At 54.2% G+C, this 19178-nt stretch carries 17 protein-coding genes; 13 read left to right on the plus strand and 4 right to left on the minus strand.

All coding sequences use genetic code 11. The features are described from left to right. The first annotated feature begins 37 nt into the window (after positions 1-37). From AC5Q5A_RS10950 to pgmG, 5 genes are all read left to right on the plus strand, one after another. Positions 38-760, plus strand: a complete 723-nt coding sequence (locus AC5Q5A_RS10950; RefSeq protein ID WP_493895283.1) for a VWA domain-containing protein — start codon at positions 38-40, stop codon at positions 758-760. Next, complete coding sequence (locus AC5Q5A_RS10955) at positions 760-1587, plus strand: J domain-containing protein (RefSeq protein ID WP_493895284.1); 828 nt, start codon at positions 760-762, stop codon at positions 1585-1587. The genes AC5Q5A_RS10950 and AC5Q5A_RS10955 overlap by 1 nt, the downstream gene beginning before the upstream one ends. Before the next feature lie 113 nt (positions 1588-1700). Continuing rightward, complete coding sequence (galU, locus tag AC5Q5A_RS10960) at positions 1701-2588, plus strand: UTP--glucose-1-phosphate uridylyltransferase GalU (RefSeq protein ID WP_008890594.1); 888 nt, start codon at positions 1701-1703, stop codon at positions 2586-2588. A gap of 80 nt (positions 2589-2668) precedes the next feature. After that, a complete protein-coding gene (locus tag AC5Q5A_RS10965; protein ID WP_493895285.1) occupies positions 2669-3991 on the plus strand; it encodes a UDP-glucose dehydrogenase family protein in 1323 nt (440 codons plus the stop codon). Between the two features lie 2 nt (positions 3992-3993). After that, on the plus strand, positions 3994-5409 hold the full coding sequence (pgmG, locus tag AC5Q5A_RS10970; protein WP_493895286.1) for a phosphoglucomutase/phosphomannomutase PgmG: 1416 nt from the start codon (positions 3994-3996) through the stop codon (positions 5407-5409). Positions 5410-5490: 81 nt separating this feature from the next. On the opposite strand, the gene AC5Q5A_RS10975 is transcribed toward pgmG, so the two are convergent. Beyond that, positions 5491-6759 (minus strand): serine hydrolase, encoded by a 1269-nt coding sequence (locus AC5Q5A_RS10975; protein ID WP_493895287.1) that lies wholly within the window; start codon positions 6757-6759, stop codon positions 5491-5493. 214 nt (positions 6760-6973) lie between these two features. Between AC5Q5A_RS10975 and AC5Q5A_RS10980 the strand changes: the two genes are divergently transcribed. Continuing rightward, entirely contained in the window at positions 6974-7723 is a 750-nt protein-coding gene (locus tag AC5Q5A_RS10980) for a hypothetical protein (protein ID WP_493895288.1), read from the plus strand. 533 nt (positions 7724-8256) lie between these two features. On the opposite strand, the gene AC5Q5A_RS10985 is transcribed toward AC5Q5A_RS10980, so the two are convergent. Then, a complete protein-coding gene (locus tag AC5Q5A_RS10985) occupies positions 8257-8436 on the minus strand; it encodes a hypothetical protein (protein WP_493895289.1) in 180 nt (59 codons plus the stop codon). A gap of 112 nt (positions 8437-8548) precedes the next feature. On the opposite strand from AC5Q5A_RS10985, the gene AC5Q5A_RS10990 reads away from it, so the two are divergent. The 6 genes from AC5Q5A_RS10990 to AC5Q5A_RS11015 all read left to right on the plus strand — a co-directional run bounded on the left by AC5Q5A_RS10990 (position 8549) and on the right by AC5Q5A_RS11015 (position 15868). Further along, positions 8549-9400 carry a phasin family protein gene (locus AC5Q5A_RS10990; protein WP_493895290.1) on the plus strand — a complete coding sequence of 284 codons (852 nt, stop codon included), beginning with the start codon at positions 8549-8551 and terminating at the stop codon, positions 9398-9400. A 305-nt stretch (positions 9401-9705) separates the two neighbouring features. After that, on the plus strand, positions 9706-10032 hold the full coding sequence (gene clpS / locus AC5Q5A_RS10995) for an ATP-dependent Clp protease adapter ClpS (RefSeq protein ID WP_008890601.1): 327 nt from the start codon (positions 9706-9708) through the stop codon (positions 10030-10032). A 3-nt stretch (positions 10033-10035) separates the two neighbouring features. Continuing rightward, positions 10036-12354, plus strand: a complete 2319-nt coding sequence (gene clpA / locus AC5Q5A_RS11000; protein WP_008890602.1) for an ATP-dependent Clp protease ATP-binding subunit ClpA — start codon at positions 10036-10038, stop codon at positions 12352-12354. A 107-nt stretch (positions 12355-12461) separates the two neighbouring features. After that, positions 12462-13004 carry a hypothetical protein gene (locus tag AC5Q5A_RS11005; RefSeq protein ID WP_064789762.1) on the plus strand — a complete coding sequence of 181 codons (543 nt, stop codon included), beginning with the start codon at positions 12462-12464 and terminating at the stop codon, positions 13002-13004. Between the two features lie 552 nt (positions 13005-13556). Next, entirely contained in the window at positions 13557-14174 is a 618-nt protein-coding gene (locus tag AC5Q5A_RS11010; protein WP_493895291.1) for a hypothetical protein, read from the plus strand. Positions 14175-14185: 11 nt separating this feature from the next. Continuing rightward, positions 14186-15868, plus strand: a complete 1683-nt coding sequence (locus tag AC5Q5A_RS11015; protein WP_493895292.1) for a methyl-accepting chemotaxis protein — start codon at positions 14186-14188, stop codon at positions 15866-15868. 72 nt (positions 15869-15940) lie between these two features. Here the strand turns inward: AC5Q5A_RS11015 and AC5Q5A_RS11020 are convergent, their stop codons facing one another. Then, positions 15941-17101 carry a GNAT family N-acetyltransferase gene (locus AC5Q5A_RS11020; protein ID WP_493895293.1) on the minus strand — a complete coding sequence of 387 codons (1161 nt, stop codon included), beginning with the start codon at positions 17099-17101 and terminating at the stop codon, positions 15941-15943. Positions 17102-17342: 241 nt separating this feature from the next. Between AC5Q5A_RS11020 and serA the strand changes: the two genes are divergently transcribed. Further along, entirely contained in the window at positions 17343-18584 is a 1242-nt protein-coding gene (gene serA / locus AC5Q5A_RS11025) for a phosphoglycerate dehydrogenase (protein ID WP_493895294.1), read from the plus strand. 79 nt (positions 18585-18663) lie between these two features. On the opposite strand, the gene AC5Q5A_RS11030 is transcribed toward serA, so the two are convergent. Then, positions 18664-19146, minus strand: coding sequence for a GNAT family N-acetyltransferase (locus AC5Q5A_RS11030; RefSeq protein WP_493895295.1), 483 nt, complete (start codon positions 19144-19146; stop codon positions 18664-18666). Positions 19147-19178 lie beyond the last annotated feature (32 nt).

The raw sequence follows: 19178 nt of genomic DNA on the forward strand, positions 1-19178 counted from the left end.
AAATTGTCCAACCGGAATATGAAGCAGGCAGGTCTCCTTGACGCGCAAAGACATCATTCCAGAGACATCCGACGCCAACGAAGTGGCAGACTTCCTGGGCAAGGCGCGGCAGATGGCTGTCCATGCGCCATCATCCGGGCCGGCACAGGGGCGACTGATTTTTGCCATGGATGCAACCGCCAGCCGCCAGCCAAGCTGGGACAGCGCGGCTGAAATTCAGGCGGAAATGTTTGAGGCGGTCGATGGTGTTGGCGCCCTTGATGTGCAGCTTGTGTTCTTTCGCGGGCTTTCAGAATGCAAATCAAGTGGCTGGTGCCGCAACGCCAAATCATTTCGCGATTATATCACCAAGGTTACTTGCCGTGCCGGGCATACACAGATCGAACGGGTTCTGGCCCATGTCGAACGTGAAGCGGGTGAGAAAAAAATCGATGCCTTGATTTATGTCGGCGACTGTATCGAGGAAAATCCAGATCATCTGGCCCCGATTGCCGGGAAACTGGCGCTTAAGGGGGTAAAGGCATTCATGTTTCAGGAGGGCCATGACCGGGATGCGGCATTTGCCTTTGGCGAAATTGCGCGGATAACCGGTGGTGCCTTCATGCAGTTTGATGCCAGTGCAGCCGGCAAGCTTCGTGATTTGCTGGGCGCAGTGGCAAGCTATGCGGTGGGCGGGCAGTCCGGACTTTCGATCTATCAAAAGAAAACCGGGTCCGAGGAAGTGCTCAGGCTTGGTCATCAATTGCGAAAGCCGCGTTGATGCAGTGGCTTTTGATCGGAATCGCAGCATTTATCGGGGTTGGCTTCTTCATTCGGTGGATGACAGAGGCCGAGCCCAAAGAAATCCGTAAAATTGTCTTATTTCTGATCATCTTGGTGTTGATCATGCTTGCTGGCTGGTTGTTGCTCACAGGCAAGATTGCCGCGATGGGCGCGGCTTTGGCGGCGACTGTGCCGTTTTTGTTTCGGATGATGAAGCTTGGATTTCTGTGGCCAATCTTTCGCAGGATCTTTGCAGCGTCCCGAAAACGCGCCCAGCCGGGAAGTTTTGGCAACCGCACATCCGGTGCGGGATCAAGTTCGGAAATTCGCACTGAATTTCTGCATATGGTGCTTGATCTTGAGACCGGGCAAATGCGCGGTGGCGTTGTCAGCGGTCCCTTTGCCGGGGCCGATCTTGACAGCTTGGGACTTGACGACCTGCAGTCGCTTTATGTTGACTGTTGCAGTGCAACCGACCAAAGCCGGGCGGTTCTGGAGGCCTATCTTGAACGCCGTCCCGATTGCGCGGGATGGCAAAGCTGGCGCCAGAAAGATCACGGCGAAGACGGAGCACAAAACGGAGGAAGCGACCGCAACCATAACGAGCAAGGCCAAGGTGGCAAAAGGAATTCAAGTGCGTCAGGCATGACGGCGAAAGAAGCCCGAGAAATCCTGGGTGTGGCGGATAATGCCACCCGTGAGGAAATCAACCGGGCCTATAAAAAGCAGATCAAGGCGGTCCACCCGGATCATGGCGGATCGGACTATCTGGCCTCAAAGATCAATGCCGCGCGAAGCCTTTTGTTACGGCTATGTAAAGATTAGCGTCAATAATACGTGCGCTTGCTTGATCCGTGTTCTGGAATTGTGGCAGAAGCATATATGCGGGCAATTCCAATACGGACTGGCGTGCAGCGGTTGAAAAAGGAAAGTATTGAATGTCAAAAAGAATCAAGAAGGCAGTTTTTCCGGTCGCAGGCATGGGAACCCGTTTTTTGCCCGCTACCAAGGCAATGCCAAAAGAAATGCTGCCGGTCGTTGACAAGCCGCTTATTCAATACGCTGTCGAAGAAGCCATTGCGGCCGGCATCGAAGAATTCATTTTTGTGACCGGTCGCGGCAAAACCGCGATTGAGGACCATTTTGATCGCTCTGCCGAGCTGGAAGCGATCCTGACCGAGCGCGGCAAGGAAGAAGCACTGTCCAAAGCGCTTGAAATGATCCCGGAAAACGGTCGTGTGACCTATACCCGTCAGGGCAACCCGCTTGGCCTCGGACATGCTGTTCTGTGCGCCAAGTCGCTGGTCGGTGACGAGCCGTTTGTCGTGCTGCTGGCCGATGACCTTATCCAGTCAAAAGTCCCCTGCATGAAGCAGATGGTCGACAGTTATGGCCGTACGGGTGGCAACATGGTTGCCGTCATGGATGTCCCGCGTGAGGAAGTTCACCGCTATGGTGTGCTGGAAATCGAAGGCACCAATGGCCGCCTCGTCAGTGCATGCGGCATGGTTGAAAAACCAAAACCCGAAGAAGCCCCATCGACCTTGTCCGCCATCGGGCGTTACATCCTTGATCCCGGCATTTTCGAGGTGCTTGAAAATATTCCGCGCGGCGCTGGTAATGAAATACAGCTGACCGATGCGCTGGCCGCAATGATCGGCAAGGTGCCGTTCTATGGCTATAATTTCGAAGGCCGTCGTTTTGATTGCGGCAACAAGATCGGCTTCCTGAAAGCCACAATGTCATTTGCCCTTGCCCGTGAAGACATGCGCGACGATGTCCGCAAGCTTATTCACGAATTCGCCGAAGGCGAAGCGGCAGAATAACCATTCATGTCAACAATGTCCGACCGGAATAGCGATGTAATCTGTTCCGGTCGGGATTTACTTACCAGGATAATACCTCCATGCGAGTAGCTATGATCGGGACCGGATATGTTGGACTTGTTTCCGGGGCCTGTTTTTCCGAGTTCGGTACGGACGTTGTTTGTGTCGACAAGGATGTAGAAAAAATCGCCCGTCTCGAAGACGGTATCATGCCAATCTACGAGCCCGGTCTGGATGTTCTGGTCGAAAATAACGTCAAGGCAGGCCGCCTGACCTTTACCACTGACCTCAAGGAAGGGGTAAGGGATGCGGACGCTGTCTTTATTGCCGTTGGCACGCCGACCCGCCGCGGCGATGGGCATGCTGACCTGAGTTACGTTTATGCCGCGGCCGAAGAAATTGCCGAAGCCATGGACGGTTTTACCGTCATCGTTACCAAATCGACGGTTCCGGTCGGAACCGGTCGTGAGGTCGAGCGCATCATTCGTGAAAAGCGCCCGGATGCGGAGTTTGCAGTGGTCTCGAACCCGGAATTCCTGCGTGAAGGGTCGGCGATTGGCGATTTTATGCGCCCGGACCGCGTCGTCATCGGGACCAGTGATGAGCGCGCCCGCGAAGTGATGTCTGATCTTTATCGTCCGCTCTATCTGATCGAAACCCCGATTGTCTTCACCACCCGTGAAACGTCGGAAATGATCAAATATGCGGCCAACACCTTCCTTGCCGCAAAGATCACCTTCATCAATGAAATTGCCGATCTTTGTGAAAAGGTCGGTGCGGATGTCCATGATGTCGCACGCGGCATCGGCCTTGATGGTCGTATTGGCAAGAAGTTCCTGCATCCTGGTCCGGGCTATGGCGGGTCCTGCTTCCCGAAAGATACCATCGCACTCGTGCGCACCGCACAGGAATATAACAGTCCGCTTCGCATCATCGAGACGGTTGTTGATGTCAACGCCAAGCGTAAAAAGGCGATGGCAGATCGCGTGATCGCGGCATGCGGTGGTTCTGTTGCGGGCAAGACCATCGGTATTCTTGGTCTGGCTTTCAAGCCCAATACCGACGACATGCGCGATGCACCGAGCCTCGATATCGTACCTGCCCTGATCGCGGCAGGGGCCAGCGTCAAGGCCTATGACCCCGAAGCCATGGAGGAAGCCAAGAAGCTTCTCGATGGCATTTCATATTGCGACAACGCTTACGATACGGTCGAAGGCGCCGATGCAATGGTCGTCCTGACCGAGTGGAACGAATTCCGCGGTATGGACCTTGACCGCATCAAGGACGCGCTGAAACACCCGATCGTCGTTGATCTGCGTAACGTTTACGATCCGAACGAGATGGCTGAAAACGGTTTCAGCTATTCCTGTGTTGGTCGTGCATCTATCGGAGGCAAATCCTAATCATGACGAATTCCGCCGGACACAAGTTTGATAGCTCCGTTTTGCGCGAATATGACGTGCGTGGCGTTGTTGGCGAAACCCTGCATGCGGCAGACGCCAATGCGCTGGGTAAAGCCTTCGGCACCATGGTACGCAGATCTGGCGGGAAGCGCGTCGCCTTGGGGCGTGATGGTCGTCTGAGCTCGCCAGAATTGGCGGCTGCATTGGCCGAAGGCATTCTGTCGACCGGTTGTGACGTGGTCCGCATTGGTCGCGGGCCGACCCCGATGCTGTATTTCACGGTTTATGATCAAAAAACCGATGCCGGCATCATGGTCACCGGGTCGCATAACCCGTCGAACTATAACGGCTTCAAGATGCTTAATGCTGGCAAGTCGGTATTTGGCGACGCCATTCAGCAACTGGGCAAAATTGCCGCCAGCGGTGATTTCGAAACCGGGCAGGGCACGGCAAGCGACATCGATATCGAGGATCGCTTTGTCGAACGCCTTGTGGCCGAGCTTGACTGTGATGTTCCCAACCCGATGACGATTGTCTGGGATTGCGGCAATGGTTCTGCCGGTGACGTAGTTCGCAAACTGACGGCCAAGCTGCCCGGTACGCATCATCTGTTGTTTGATGACATCGATGGCAATTTCCCCAACCATCACCCTGATCCGACCGTTGAGGCCAACCTCGTTGACCTCAAGGCCGCCGTTGCCAAGCACAACACCGACTGGGGTGTTGCCTTTGACGGCGACGGAGACCGGATCGGCGTGATTGATGGCAAGGGCAACGTCCTTTGGGGCGATCAGCTGTTGCAGATCTATGCCGCAGACGTTCTTCAGCGTCAGCCGGGGGCTGCGATCATTGCCGACGTTAAGGCCAGCCAGACCCTGTTTGACGAGGTCAACCGGATTGGTGGCAAGGCCATCATGTGGAAGACCGGTCATTCGCTGATCAAAACCAAGATGATCGAGGAAAAGGCACCGATCGCCGGTGAAATGAGCGGCCATATCTTCTTTGCCGAACGTTATTACGGCTATGACGATGCGACTTATGCCGCCGTGCGCCTGTATCGCATTCTGGTTCAGAGTGGCAAAAGCCTTGCCGAATGGCGGGCGGCCATGCCGGTTGCGGTCAATACGCCGGAAACCCGTATCGACTGCCCGGATGATCGCAAGTTCGCACTGATTGAAGAAGTCCGTGCTCGCCTGGCTGAAGCCGGTGCAGAGGTCAGCGGCATCGATGGTGTCCGTGTTAGCACCGATGATGGCTGGTGGTTGCTGCGTGCATCCAACACCCAGCCTGCCATCGTGGCCCGTTGTGAGGCGACCGACGATGCCGGACTTGAACGTTTGAAGGGACAGGTGACCGATCAGCTGGTCAAAAGCGGTCTGTCTTCGGATGACTTCTTTGCCCCGGGTGGCGGTCACTAGTTAAGACGTTCAGCGAAGACAATATAAAAGGGCCCGTCAGATTTTCTGACGGGCCTTTTTGTATCTCTGTGCGTTTGGCTTCTAGCCAGCGTCACCCGCATTGACCGGGATGCACGCCACATTTTCACGCTTGAGCGCGTCACAGGCGGCGCGCGCTTCGTTCTCGCCATCAAAGCCCAGCAGACGCGCGCGATAGACAACACCGGTACCACTGGCTTGCTGCTCGACCGCAGCGCGGGTCAGGCGCAGAACGTCCGGTGCGGTACGTGCTGCGGCAAGGACCGCTTCCTGTGCCCGGCGCTGGTCGCTAAATGCGCCAACCTGAATGCCCCAGCCTGCACCGGTTTCCGGCTTCAGGCGGGTCACAACGGTTTGGGTGTCGATCCGGCCCGGCTGTTCTGCTTCGCGAAGCGTGCTGCGCTTGGCAATGAGCAACTGGGCATCTGCGGGCAGGATTTTGTCTTCCGGGCTGATGCGCGGACGCGGAACAACGATTTCACCGTCCTTGGTCAGCTTCATATAGGCCTGATCAAGAAGCTTTTTCATCTGGTCATCGCGGGTGCGGGCCGTGCGACCTCCGAACACAACGCCAATCAGGCGTTTGCCATTGCGATTGACCGAGGCGACAAGGTTGAAGCCCGATGCGTTGATATAGCCGGTCTTGATCCCGTCGGTACCATAATAGGACGCCAGAAGGTTGTTGTGGTTGCCATAGGTGCGGTTACCAAAGCGGAACTTCTGGGTCGCGAAGTAATGATAGTAGCTGCCATAATTCTTGCGCAGCGCCACAGCCAGTTTGATCATGTCGCGTGCGGTGGTCATCTGCCCGCGGTTGGGCAGGCCAGATGCATTACGGAAGGTGGTGCGCGACATGCCAAGGCGGCGTGCCTCGGACGTCATCATCTGGGCAAACTTGATTTCCGTGCCACCAAGATGTTCGGCGACAACAACCGCAATATCGTTGGCCGATTTGGTGACCAGCGCCAGAATGGCATCCTTGACGGAAATGGTTTCGCCCGGCTGAAGACCAAGTTTGGAGGGGGCCTGCCCCCAGGCACGTTTGGAAACCTTCATCCGAGTCGAAAGCGATACCTTACCATGTTCCAAGGCATCAAAGACCATGTAAAGGGTCATGATCTTGGTCAGCGACGCCGGATAGACCTTGTGATCCGCCCGATATTCGTGAAGCGTTTCGCCAGTGTCGCCGTCAATAATCATCGCCGTATAGGTCCGCGCCTGCGCGGCGGACGGCGAGAGAACAGTGAATGAAATAGTCGCAAACAGACACAAAAGCACAGCAACAACGCCACGCATGCTCAGCGAGCGCGTCACGGACAGAGCTTTGGCCATTGCAGTTGGCCCGGAAAGGGTCATTAAACGCATTATATCGGGCTCGGCTTTGAGGTTTCCCCAAGAACTAAATAAGTTCACTGTCGCATCACAGCCTTAAACAAATGTTTAAGAGCATCGAATTTCGGTGGTCGTCACTCGGGCCTTGAGATGGCCATTTTTATTCGCAAGACTGTATTTTATATCTCCAGATTAGCAAAAAATCGAGGATCGAATGTCAGAAAAGACGGCTCCAGTTCACACCACTACGGGGACCCGCAGCGCCAGCTGGGCCAAAGCAGGTCTTGCCGCGCTGGTGATTGCAGGCCTTGCCGGTTGTACCTTTACCCAAACCAGTGACGTCAGTAATCCGCTTGTCCGCAAGGCATCATGGTTTTCTTATCTTAATGCCGATGATCTTCGTCAGGCCTGTGCAGCAGGCGATGCAGAAGGGCAAATTCGCATTATTTATAATGCCGAATATTACAAGGAAGTCCGCGTCTTTGAATTAACGCCGTATCCCGGGTTTGAGGAATTCAATCTGACCACCCGCGTGTTCGGGCCGATACAGGTCAAGGAAATCAATGTCGAGGTCAATGCGCCGCTTGGTGCCTTTGGGGGCGAAGAGGCCGTTGATCGCATCGACCGCGATTCTTATCTTGCCATCACCGATGCGCTGCAGGCCGAAGGTTTCGGAACGCAAAACCGTGATGGTCTGCGTCTGTATTCCGATGATTTTTACTGGGTCGCCATAGGATGCTCTTCGGGTGGCATCACGCTGGGTGCATGGGCATCAGGTGTGGATGATTTACGTGCCCTTAAGTTCCCGGAAGTTCTGGCAAACCTTTCCTCGGTTGAAAAAGACCTTCCTGAGCCGCCTGCCGCTGAAAACGCACGATCGCAATCGGCGGCACAGATGCATCATGTCCAGAACAGCGACTCCGGTGAGTTTTACAGAACCGTGCGCGGAAATATGCTTCGTTAGGGCTCCAATGTATTGCAACCGGGCGATGGCGTGACGTGTTCATGTTATTGCCCGGCCTGCTAAATTTATTGCAATGCAGCAAAACTGTGGGCTAATGCCTTGATCAAGTTGCTGTTTTAAAAATTTCTTGGAATTCCGGCGTTTTCCGATGGAGATGTGCCGGGAAATGTGGCGTTTTTGTCATTAAACTGTACTTGACGCGACGGGGTAATTCCATCTAGGGTTATGTTGCAATGCAACATTGATCCGGATAGATATTCCGGTGATCAGGAGGTTGAGGCAATGGCTGATTCCAAAAAGAAACTAGCCGGGAAAATTGCGACCAAGCAGGCTTCCGCGTCGTCACCCAAAACTGTAGCAGCTTCAGTCCCGTCGGCAGGGGAGTCTGCGCCTGCCAAGCGGAAGGTAATGACATCTTCCGAGATAGAAGCCGCAGCTCAGCAGCCGTCGGCGGAAGCGCAAAAGGCATCGCCTTCACCATCGCCCGATACGGCAAAGACACAGAGTGACGGTGCGTCGACCAAAGCTGCAGGTCAGGCTGCTTCGTCTGAGATGGTCGCGAAGGGTGATGCATCTGCATCTGCTGCCAAAACGCCGGTCAAAGATGCCGCGCCGGCCGATGCTTCCGGAAAAAATGCAGAGTCCCCGAAACCTGCCAAGGCTGAGACGTCTTCGTCATCAGCGTCGGCATCAAAACAGGCTGAATCTGCCACGAAACCTTCCGTTGAGACTTCCCGGGCAGCGCGACCTGCTGGCGAGGTGACTTCGCCAGCGATCAAGTCGACAGCGCCCAAATCCCCCACCAAAAGCGAAAAGGCCAATACTGTGAGCACGAAACCCAAAACTACGGCAACCAGCAAGTCTGCCGCTTCTGCTACCCCGAAAAAGAAAACCGTTGCCAAGTCGGCGCCGCGAAAGGCTGCTGCTGCACCGGCAAGTACGGCATCGAAATCTGCGCCTGCGCCGAAGGCTGCGGCACCCGCGACGTCTGAGAAATCGGCTGCACCGGCAACCGTGGCGGCTCAGTCTGCTGTCTCCAAGCCTGCGGCAACGCCGACCACGACCCAAACCCCATCCAAGTCGACCGCAACCGCAAAGCCGGTTGATGCCAAACCGAAGGCAGAGCCAAAACAGGGCGACGTTTTTGGCTTTGGTGCATTGTTCATCGACGGAACGGGGATGGAGCCCTATTTCGAACTTTGGAAGACGCCAGAGGTCGAAGCAATGGTCACTGCTGGCAATGAAGCCTTCGAAGAGAGTGTTTCTGCTGCCAATGAGGCATTCGGCAAGATCTTTGAAACTATGACCGGTCAGGCCGATGTTTTTTCCGGTGCCGGGTCACGTGTTGCTGCTCAGTATGAAGAGCTGCTTGATACCCAGAAGAAAAGTTTCGAGGAAGTTTGGCAGGCAACCATGGCGATGTTTGAAAAGACCGGTGGCATTGGCACCGAGCTTTCAACCTGGATGCAAAAAGAATTTGAAGCCTCGCAGGAAGATCTTGATGAGCTGACCAAGGTTGAAAGCCTTGCAGACCTTCAGGAGCTGCATTCACGCATCGTCAATCGCTGCTATGAAAGCAGTTTGGCCGAAGGTGAAAAGATGCAGGAACTGATGTTTTCGGCCTTTTCGGACGGCTTGAATGCCATTAGCAAGGCAACGAATGTTGCGCTGAAATGAGGCAATGGATGCATGTTGGATATCCCAGCACCTTCCAATCCCAAGCGGGTATGGCTTTTAGCCATGCCCGTTTTTTTATGTATCTTTTCGCGTCTCGGATAATTTTGGAGTGACAATAATCACGAAGTTTGTCGCCTGATCTTGCAGTGCGTTATTCGCAGCCTAAATGAATCGAAGATGGACAACGAACGAAACTCGGATGCACAATAAATTCCTAGTGAGAACCGCGTAGCGGACTTTGAAAGAGTTTGGCAATGACCTATCATGGAGATCATGCAGGAAATAAGGGTTCCGGTAAGTAGACGATGACTGAACAGGATAATGACGGCACTGATCTGCCGAACACGGGGATCGTAACAAAGACACGGCCCAAGACCAAAAAGCCGTCCATGTACAAGGTGCTGTTGCTGAATGACGACTATACTCCGATGGAGTTCGTCGTTCACGTACTGGAACGGTTTTTTGAAAAGGGACGTGAAGAAGCCACCGAGATCATGCTTCAGGTGCACCGCAAGGGTGTCGGAGTGTGCGGTGTATTCACCTACGAAATCGCAGAGACCAAAGTAAACCAGGTCATGGACCTGGCCCGCCAGAACCAGCATCCGCTGCAGTGTACCTTAGAGAAGGAGTGACATATGCTATCGCGCAATCTTGAGGAAAGCCTGCACCGTGCGCTCGCATATGCGTCGGAGCGCAGGCATGAATATGCCACTCTTGAACATCTTCTGTTATCGCTGACCGAAGATCAGGATGCGCTGGCAGTGCTGAAGGCCTGCCGGGTTGATATTGATCGGCTGCGCTCCGATCTGCTGGAATTCGCCGATAGCGAGCTTTCCGGCCTGATCAGTGCGCGTCTGGTGGACCCCAAACCGACCGCCGGTTTCCAGCGCGTGATCCAGCGGGCTGCAATCCACGTCCAGTCTTCCGGTCGCGAGGAAGTGACCGGTGCCAACGTGCTTGTTGCCCTGTTTTCTGAACGGGAATCGCACGCGGTTTACTATCTGCAACTCCAGGATATGACGCGTCTTGATGCGGTAAACTATATTTCACACGGTATCGCCAAGGCGACCGAACTCAATGAGCGCCGCATCCCGCGCGGTGCCGATGAAGAGCCGGTTGCAGGCATGTCGCCAGAAAGCGACGAAAGCGGTCCGGCCGAGGGCGAGGCGCTTAAGGCCTATTGTGTGAACCTCAATGTCAAGGCGCAGAGCGGCAAGATCGATCCACTGATCGGTCGCCAGAACGAGATTGACCGCACCATTCAGGTTCTGTGCCGTCGTACAAAGAACAACCCGCTTTATGTTGGTGATCCCGGCGTTGGTAAAACCGCCATCGCCGAAGGGCTCGCGCGCCGTATCAATGATGGCGATGTGCCCGAGGTTCTTGAAAACGCAACGATCTTTGCCCTTGATATGGGCGCGCTTCTGGCAGGAACCCGTTATCGCGGGGACTTCGAAGAACGCCTGAAGGCTGTGGTCAAGGAACTTGAAGAGTACGAAGGTGCTGTTCTGTTCATTGATGAAATTCACACCGTGATCGGTGCAGGTGCGACGTCGGGCGGGGCAATGGATGCCTCGAACCTTCTGAAGCCGGCACTGGCAAGCGGGTCGCTGCGTTGCATCGGCTCAACCACCTACAAGGAATTCCGGGGTCACTTTGAAAAGGACCGCGCCCTTGTGCGTCGTTTCCAGAAAATCGATGTCGAGGAACCGTCAGAAGCCGATACCGTCAAGATCCTCAAGGGGCTTAAGCCCTATTACGAGGAGCACCATCAGGTCAAATACACCAACGAAGCCCTGCGTTCAGCGGTTGAATTGGCATCGCGCTACATCAGTGACCGCAAGCGGCCAGATAGTGCAATTGACGTGATTGATGAGGTTGGCGCATCGCGCATGCTGGTCGCGCCAAGCAAACGCAAACGCACGGTGAGCAAACGTGACGTCGAGGAAATCGTCGCCAAGATCGCCCGCATCCCACCAAAATCGGTTTCGACCGATGACCGCAAGGCGCTGGCAAATCTTGAGCGTGATCTGAAAACGGTTGTGTTTGGTCAGGACAAGGCAATTGAAGCAGTTGCCAGTGCGATCAAGCTGGCCCGTGCAGGTCTGCGTGAACCGGAAAAACCGATTGGCAGTTATCTGTTCTCGGGCCCGACCGGCGTTGGTAAGACCGAGGTCACCAAGCAGTTGGCGACGGTCATGGGGATTGAGTTCATCCGCTTTGACATGTCCGAGTACATGGAGCGCCACAGCGTGTCACGCCTGATTGGTGCGCCTCCCGGCTATGTCGGGTTTGACCAGGGTGGTCTTTTGACCGATGCCGTTGATCAGCATCCGCATGCGGTTGTGCTACTTGACGAGATCGAGAAGGCTCATCCTGACCTGTTCAATATTCTTCTGCAGGTCATGGATCATGGCAAACTAACCGATAACAATGGCAAGACGGTCGATTTCCGTAATGTCGTGCTGGTCATGACGACCAATGCCGGTGCATCCGACATGGCCAAGCCGCCGATCGGCTTCAAACGTGAAATGCGTGTTGGCGAAGACGAAGAGGCAATCAAGCGTACCTTCTCGCCGGAATTCCGTAACCGTCTGGATGCGGTTATTCCGTTCGCCAACCTGCAGCCGGAAGTCGTCAAGATGGTTGTCGACAAGTTCATCCTGCAGCTTGAAGCACAGCTGGCGGACCGCAATGTTTCGATCGAACTGACCGAAGCAGCACGGGCCTGGATGGCAGAGCGCGGCTACGATGCGGCCTTCGGGGCGCGTCCGTTGGGCCGTGTCATTCAGGAACACGTCAAAAAACCGCTCGCCGAAGAGTTGCTGTTTGGCAAGCTTTCGAAGGGTGGGGCTGTGCTGGTCGATATCGAAGACGATGCTGTCACCTTCCGTTATCCGGAAGATGAGAATGGCGAGAAACAACAGAAAAAAGATCCGGAAATGGCCGGTTAAAATGGACCTTTTTCGGTTTTCAGGTTGTTGTTAATGATTGGCAGTATAGATTGGTGCCCGGGGATATCGTTCCCCGGGCATAATCATATAAAGAACGCCAGAATATCATGAGCCAGGCTGCACAACGAAAATTTCGGAACGAAGTCGAGGAGTTCCTATCCAGACTTGAGCTGCGTGCGCGAAAGTTGATCGCGCTGGCCAATACGCTTGAAAAGAACGCCGACAAGTCCGACGTCACCGGTTATCGACCGTTTCGTGAGGAAGTCGACAACTTCAAGGCGTTGTCTCTGGTGATTATGGAGCGGATGAACAAGCTCGAATCCCATCCCAAAAAAGAAGAGCTGGAAAAACAGTTTCACAAGCTTCAGGTTGTTATGCTCAGGATTGTCATCAAAACGAGCCTGAAATTCTTCTTTGTCATGAGTGCAAAGGAAAACCTGCCGCTTGGTGCGCGCGAAATGTTCCAAAGTGAACTCAGGACCCTTTATGAGGCAGAGCGGATGATCTCCGATCCGCGCTATATCAGTCAGCTCGACGACTCTGCAAAGGACGACCTTGAGATCGCGAAATCCATTCTCGAGGAAATCATCGAGAAGGCACCAGCGCTCCTGAACTTCAATAATCGGACGAAGAAAAAACGCGCTAAGTAGGTGTATAAGCTTACTGAAAATTACGCAGATCTAATTGTCTCCAGTATATTTTTGCAAAATGCAAACTTATTAATTCGCATTTTGCAATCTTTGCATTTTGAAATGCAAAGATTATCAGGTAATGTATTTCAGTCATGTGGGATGGCGACCGGAATTTCCCGAAAAACCACGGTTTTTTGAGGGAGTTATAAAGTTGGCACGCATCCTGCTTATGACAGCATGGACAGTTGTTCTTTGCAGGGGCGCGTTTCGCGCCTGGAACAACGTAATCTTCTGCAGTTTGCTCGTGTCCCAACCAAACTCAGCGGCGGTTTTTACCGCCGCTTTTTTCTTGCCTGATTTCTGGCTTCCTCCCAACCGCCATGTCTGCCCGGTCGCATGTTGTTTCTATGCGCGCAATCCACATATAGAAAATGTGGAAGTTCCTCCCGCGCGGTCTCACTTTGCCGTGGTTTCTAAAAAAGGTTGTATTCGGATTATGTCTTTTGTATAAGAATCTATACTAAAAGATAGTCTCTATCCGCCGTTGGCATAGACTGGGGAGTGAAACGAATGATATCCAAGAGTGGTGTGGCTTTGGCCGGGATACTCGCAGCAGCAGTATTTGTTCTGCCGCATGCAGCTCTCGCCAAGGCAGAGTTGCCGGGGGATCCAAATGCACTCATTACTGATGACGTGATCAGGGATATCCGGGAATGGTTGGCCAATCCGGTTGTTGAGTTGTCCATCAGTTCGCAGAACAGGCTGCGCAAGGACATGACGCAGGAGCAGATTGATGCGGCCGACCTGCAGTGGCGCGCCGAACGCGAAGCAGAAGATCAGCCTTTGGTTGCCGCAATTCTGACCAATCCGTTGTCGAGCTACCTGACACAAGTCCAGGCACGCTCCGGTGGTATGTTTGCCGAGATCTTTGTGATGGATGCCGTTGGCCTGAATGTCGGGCAAAGCTCTATTACATCTGATTTCTGGCAGGGTGACGAAGCGAAATTCCAGAATACCTATCCAAACGGTCCCGACGCTGTGTTTATCGACGAGGCCGAATATAACGAGGGGGCTGATGCCTGGCTTGCCCAGCTCAACATGACCATGAGCAATGCAGATCGTCAGCCGATCGGTGCCGTGACCGTTGAGGTCAATCTCAATGAACTCGCGCGTCGCCGCGGTCTGTAGGGAGAAATGTGATGAAATTCTTCAAGAACCTCTCTATCCCGGCAAAGCTGATGAGCTGCTTTGCTATTATGATTGCCGTAATCCTGATGGTTGCCGTTGCAGGCGTTTTTTCCACCATGCAAGTCAGCAACGCCAATGATCAACGTGATTACCTTTCTAAATTTGAACGTGATTATCGCGACCTTGACCGTGCCTATCTTGTTGCGCGTCAGGAACTTATCTACTTTCTAACGACCGGTGATCGTGCTGGTTTGTCGGGTTATGAAAACTCGCTCGAAGAAATCGACATTCGCACTGACGTCCTGAAGACCTATGCATCAATCAGTCCAGAAGTTGCTGCCCTGATCGAAGAGATGGACGGGGCGATTGACCGCTGGGAAGAAATCGCCGCGCAGCAGGCTGAGCTGATGCATCACTACCTGACGGTTAACCATGCCCGCGCGATTGAAGCGTCCGGCGAGCCGCGCGAACTTTCTGATCAGGTCACTATGATTGCGGGTGCACTCGCCAAAAACATCGATCAGATGATCCTTGATGTTGAGGCAGAAGTTGCCCAAGCCATGCGAATCTTCGAGGTCACACTCGGTGTTGGTGTTGTTCTTCTGATTGTGATGGCGGTTTTGTTCGGGGGCACTCTGTCACGGATGATTGCGACGCCAATCCGTAAAATGACGGACGCGATGGGTAAACTGGCTGCTGGCAACCTTGATATCGAAACGCTTGATATGAAGCGTACCGATGAAGTAGGTGCCATGGCCAAGTCGCTTGAGGTCTTCCGGGAAAACGCACGTGAACGTGCCCGCATGGCCGAACAGGAAAAAGTCGAAGCCCAGCGTCAGGTTGAACGCAGCCAGCGCATGGGAACGCTTACCAAGGGCTTTGACGAAAAAATCCAGGATGTTTTGCATGCGGTGAATGCCGCCCTTGATGATGTCCGTTCGGCATCCGAGACGCTGACATCACACGCACAACGCGCCAACCGGGATGCGCAGGATGTGGCCGAGCAGGCCCAGGAGTCCTCGACAAACATCGAAACCGTGGCATCTGCGACGGCTCAGTTGTCGGCCTCTATCTCCGAGATTTCCTCGCAGATTGCCCGCGTGACCGAAATCACGCAGGAAGCGGTCGGTCAGACAGAGCGCACCAACGAGCGTGTTGAAAAACTCAATGAAGCGGCACAAAGCGTTGGCGAGGTGGTTAATCTGATCAGTGATATCGCCGATCAGACCAACCTGTTGGCCTTGAACGCAACCATCGAGTCCGCTCGTGCGGGTGAAGCCGGCAAAGGCTTTGCCGTGGTTGCCGGTGAAGTCAAAAACCTTGCATCCCAGACGGTCAAGGCAACCGAACAGATCACGGCCAAGATTGCCGAGATGCAAAGCGAAACCGGCGCTGCTGCCGAGGCTGTGCGTGGCTTTGCCGACACCATCAACAAGATTGATGAACTGATGTCGGTTGTCGCCAGTGCGGTTGAAGAGCAGGGCGCTGCAACCGAGGAAATCTCGCGCAGTGTCGAAGGGGCCGCGAACGGTAACGTTGCCATCACAAATGCAGTCAAAAGCGTCGCCAGTGCAACCACCGAGAGTGGTGACCTTTCCAGTGGTCAGCTTGACAGTGTCGGACGATTGGCGGCCGCCAATGACGAACTTCGCAGTCACGTCAACGGCTTCCTGAATGACGTCCGTACCGTCTAACGCCTAAGACATATCAATCCAAAAGGCGCGGGAATTTCCCGCGCCTTTTTTGTTTGGGGCACCGGTGCTGGGCTACGACCCTGATGGTTCTTTGCGATAGGGACTGTGTTCGGAAAGGATGTAATCGCGGTCCTGACTGATGTGATTGCGCTCCTGGGTCAAAAATTGCGCGACCGCGCGTTTCAGTCCCGGATCAGCAATCAGATGGGCGGAATGGGTTATTACCGGTTCATAGCCCCGCTGGATTTTATGTTCGCCCTGTGCCCCGGCCTCGACGGTTCTAAGGCCATGCTCAATCGCAATATCAATGGCCTGATAGTAACAGGTTTCGAAATGCAGAAGCGGCGTACGGTCAATCGTACCCCAGTTGCGCCCATACAGGGTTTCCGACCCGATCAAGTTAAGGGCACCCGCCACCATTTCGCCGTCATTGAACGCACAAACAAGAACCGTGCGATCACGCATACGATCATGCAGAAGATCGAAGAATTCCCGCGTCAGATAGGCCTGTCCCCATTTGCGATCAGAAGTATCGCGATAGAAATGATAAAACCGGTCCCAATGGTCGGCTTTCAGATCATCCCCGCGCAGTGCCTTGAAACTGTATCCGGCCTCCAGAACCTGCTTGCGTTCCTTGCGCAGGTTTTTGCGTTTGCGCGAATTCAGTGCTCCCAGAAAATCATCGAAATTCTGATAGTCACGATTGCGCCAGTGATACTGTATGCCCGTGCGCGAGAGAAAACCTGTCTGTTCCATCAGTTGGCTTTCATCGCCACTGCAAAACGTGACATGCAGGGTCGCCATGCCAAGCTTTTCAGGCAGTATCGTCATGCCGCTGATTAAGGCGTTGCGCACGCTATCAGGATCTGGGTGATCCTTGGCGACAAGCAGCCTCGGGCCCGGCACCGGGGAGAAGGGCACAGCCGATTGTAGTTTGGGGTAATAGCGCCCACCGGCACGTTCATAGGCCTCCGCCCATGACCAGTCGAAAACATATTCGCCGTAAGAATGGCCTTTGACATAAAGCGGCACAATCCCGATGACATCACCAGTCTCATCTTCTGCGACAAGGTGAAACGGTTGCCAGCCGGTTTCGGCGGTGGTTGATCCGCTGTCTTCCATGGCGGACAGGAAGGCAAAGCTGACAAACGGGTTGTCAAACCCGGCACACTTGTCCCACGGGGCCTGTCCGATTTGATGAATATCGGTGACGGTTTTGATTTCGACAGCCAAATCTGAATTCCTGCAGATGGTCCCCATGGCGCCCGGTTTAACTCTCGAGGCCTTATTTTTATACGCATTAGCCGGTATATGCGTTCAGAAGATAGGCGCAATGCGCATTTACGCAAGGGAAAGCCTTTGACGGAAGCGCATCTAAGTCCTATTTCATTGTGCCACAGGCCATTTGGAATGGGTCTGAAAACGGCTCGGGGATTTTCCCGTGTCGCCCTCGCGAAGAAAAGGATGGTGCGCCGTGAACAGCAAACTTTCGTTGGAGAAGGACAAGATCAAGGTTGTCCTGCTCGAAGGTATCCATGAAAACGCTGTAAAGATGTTCAAAGAGGCCGGCTACTCTAATGTCGACCATTACCCTGCTGCGCTCGACGCGGACGAACTGAAGTCCGTTGTCTCCGAAGCGCACTTTTTGGGCATTCGTTCCCGTACCAAACTGACCGAAGACGTTATCGAAGCTGCGTCCAAGCTGACCTCGATCGGCTGTTTCTGCATCGGGACCAACCAGGTTGACCTGCAGGCTGCCGCGATGCGCGGTATCCCGGTGTTTAACGCACCGTATTCCAACACCCGTTCGGTTGCCGAACTTGTGCTGGGTCAGATCATTATGCTGCTGCGTGGTATTCCCAAACGTAACGCAGCCGCTCATGAAGGCGACTGGCTGAAAAATGCCCATGGCTCATACGAGGCACGTGGCAAGACGCTTGGTATCATCGGCTATGGCCATATCGGTTCGCAGCTTTCGGTGCTGGCGGAATCGCTTGGCATGAATGTCATCTATTTTGACGTTATCAATAAGCTTGCCATGGGCAATGCCAATTCCTGTTCGTCGATGGATGAACTGCTTGCCAGATCCGATGTGGTGTCGCTGCATGTTCCGGCCAACGAGCAGACCAAGAACATGATCACGGCGACTGAGCTCGCCAAGATGAAAAAGGGCGCACACCTGATCAATGCGGCACGTGGCAATGTCATCGTGATCGAAGATCTGGCTGCTGCCCTTGAAAGCGGTCATTTGGCCGGTGCGGCGATTGACGTTTTCCCGGTCGAACCGGCCGGCAAGGATGAAAAATTCGAAAGCCCGCTGCGCGGTATGAGCAACGTTATCCTGACCCCGCATATCGGCGGTTCGACCCAGGAAGCCCAGGAAAATATCGGGATCGAGGTCGCTGACAAGCTGATCACCTATTCCGATAACGGATCGACCCTTGGGGCTGTGAACTTCCCGGAAGTATCACTTCCGGTCAAGGACCGCACCCACACCCGCTTCATGCACATTCACCGCAACGTTCCGGGCGTGCTGCTTAAGATCAACGATGTGTTTGCCCGTCGTGGCATCAACATCAGCGGTCAGTACCTGCGTTCCGAAGGTGGCGTTGGCTATGTGGTGGTCGAGGTCGACGAGGAAATCAAACCGGGCGAGGGCGTTCGCAAGGAACTCTCGGCGATCGAAGGAACCCTTCGCGTGCGCTTCCTGTTCTGATCTGAACCCGCTTAAGAAAACAAGAAAGGGCGGGTGCCAGATGGTTCCCGCCCTTTTTCTTTCTTGGTATCTGTGCTGCTTACAGCTTGCGATACATCACCAATGCATCGGTTTCGCCCAATGTCGGGTGCATGAAGGCACCGGGCAGGCGACCGACAATCTCAAACCCAAGCGTCGGCCACAGATGAACGGCGGCGGCGTTACTGGCGATGACGAAATTGAACTGCATCGCGCGGTATCCAAGATCCTTGGCACGGATCAGCGAATCTTCACACATGCGCCGCGCAATGCCCCGGCCACTGGCCGCAGGGGATGTCATATAGCCGCAATTACAAACATGGGATCCGCCGCCCCCCTGATTTTGGCGGATGTAATAGGTGCCAACGATCTTGCTATCTTCCTCGGCAACCAGTGTGACCTTGTCCTTTCCCATCCAATAGGCAATGACGTCGTCGTCACTCATATTGCTATCAATGGCATAGGTATCCCCGGCCCGAAGGATGGGGGCGACAATATCAAGAATTGCTGGAACATCTTGTTCGGTGGCGGGGCGAATTTGCATGGCGTGCTCGTCTTGGCGTGAAGGGCAATCGG

The organism is Thalassospira sp. CA1 (assembly GCF_059052855.1).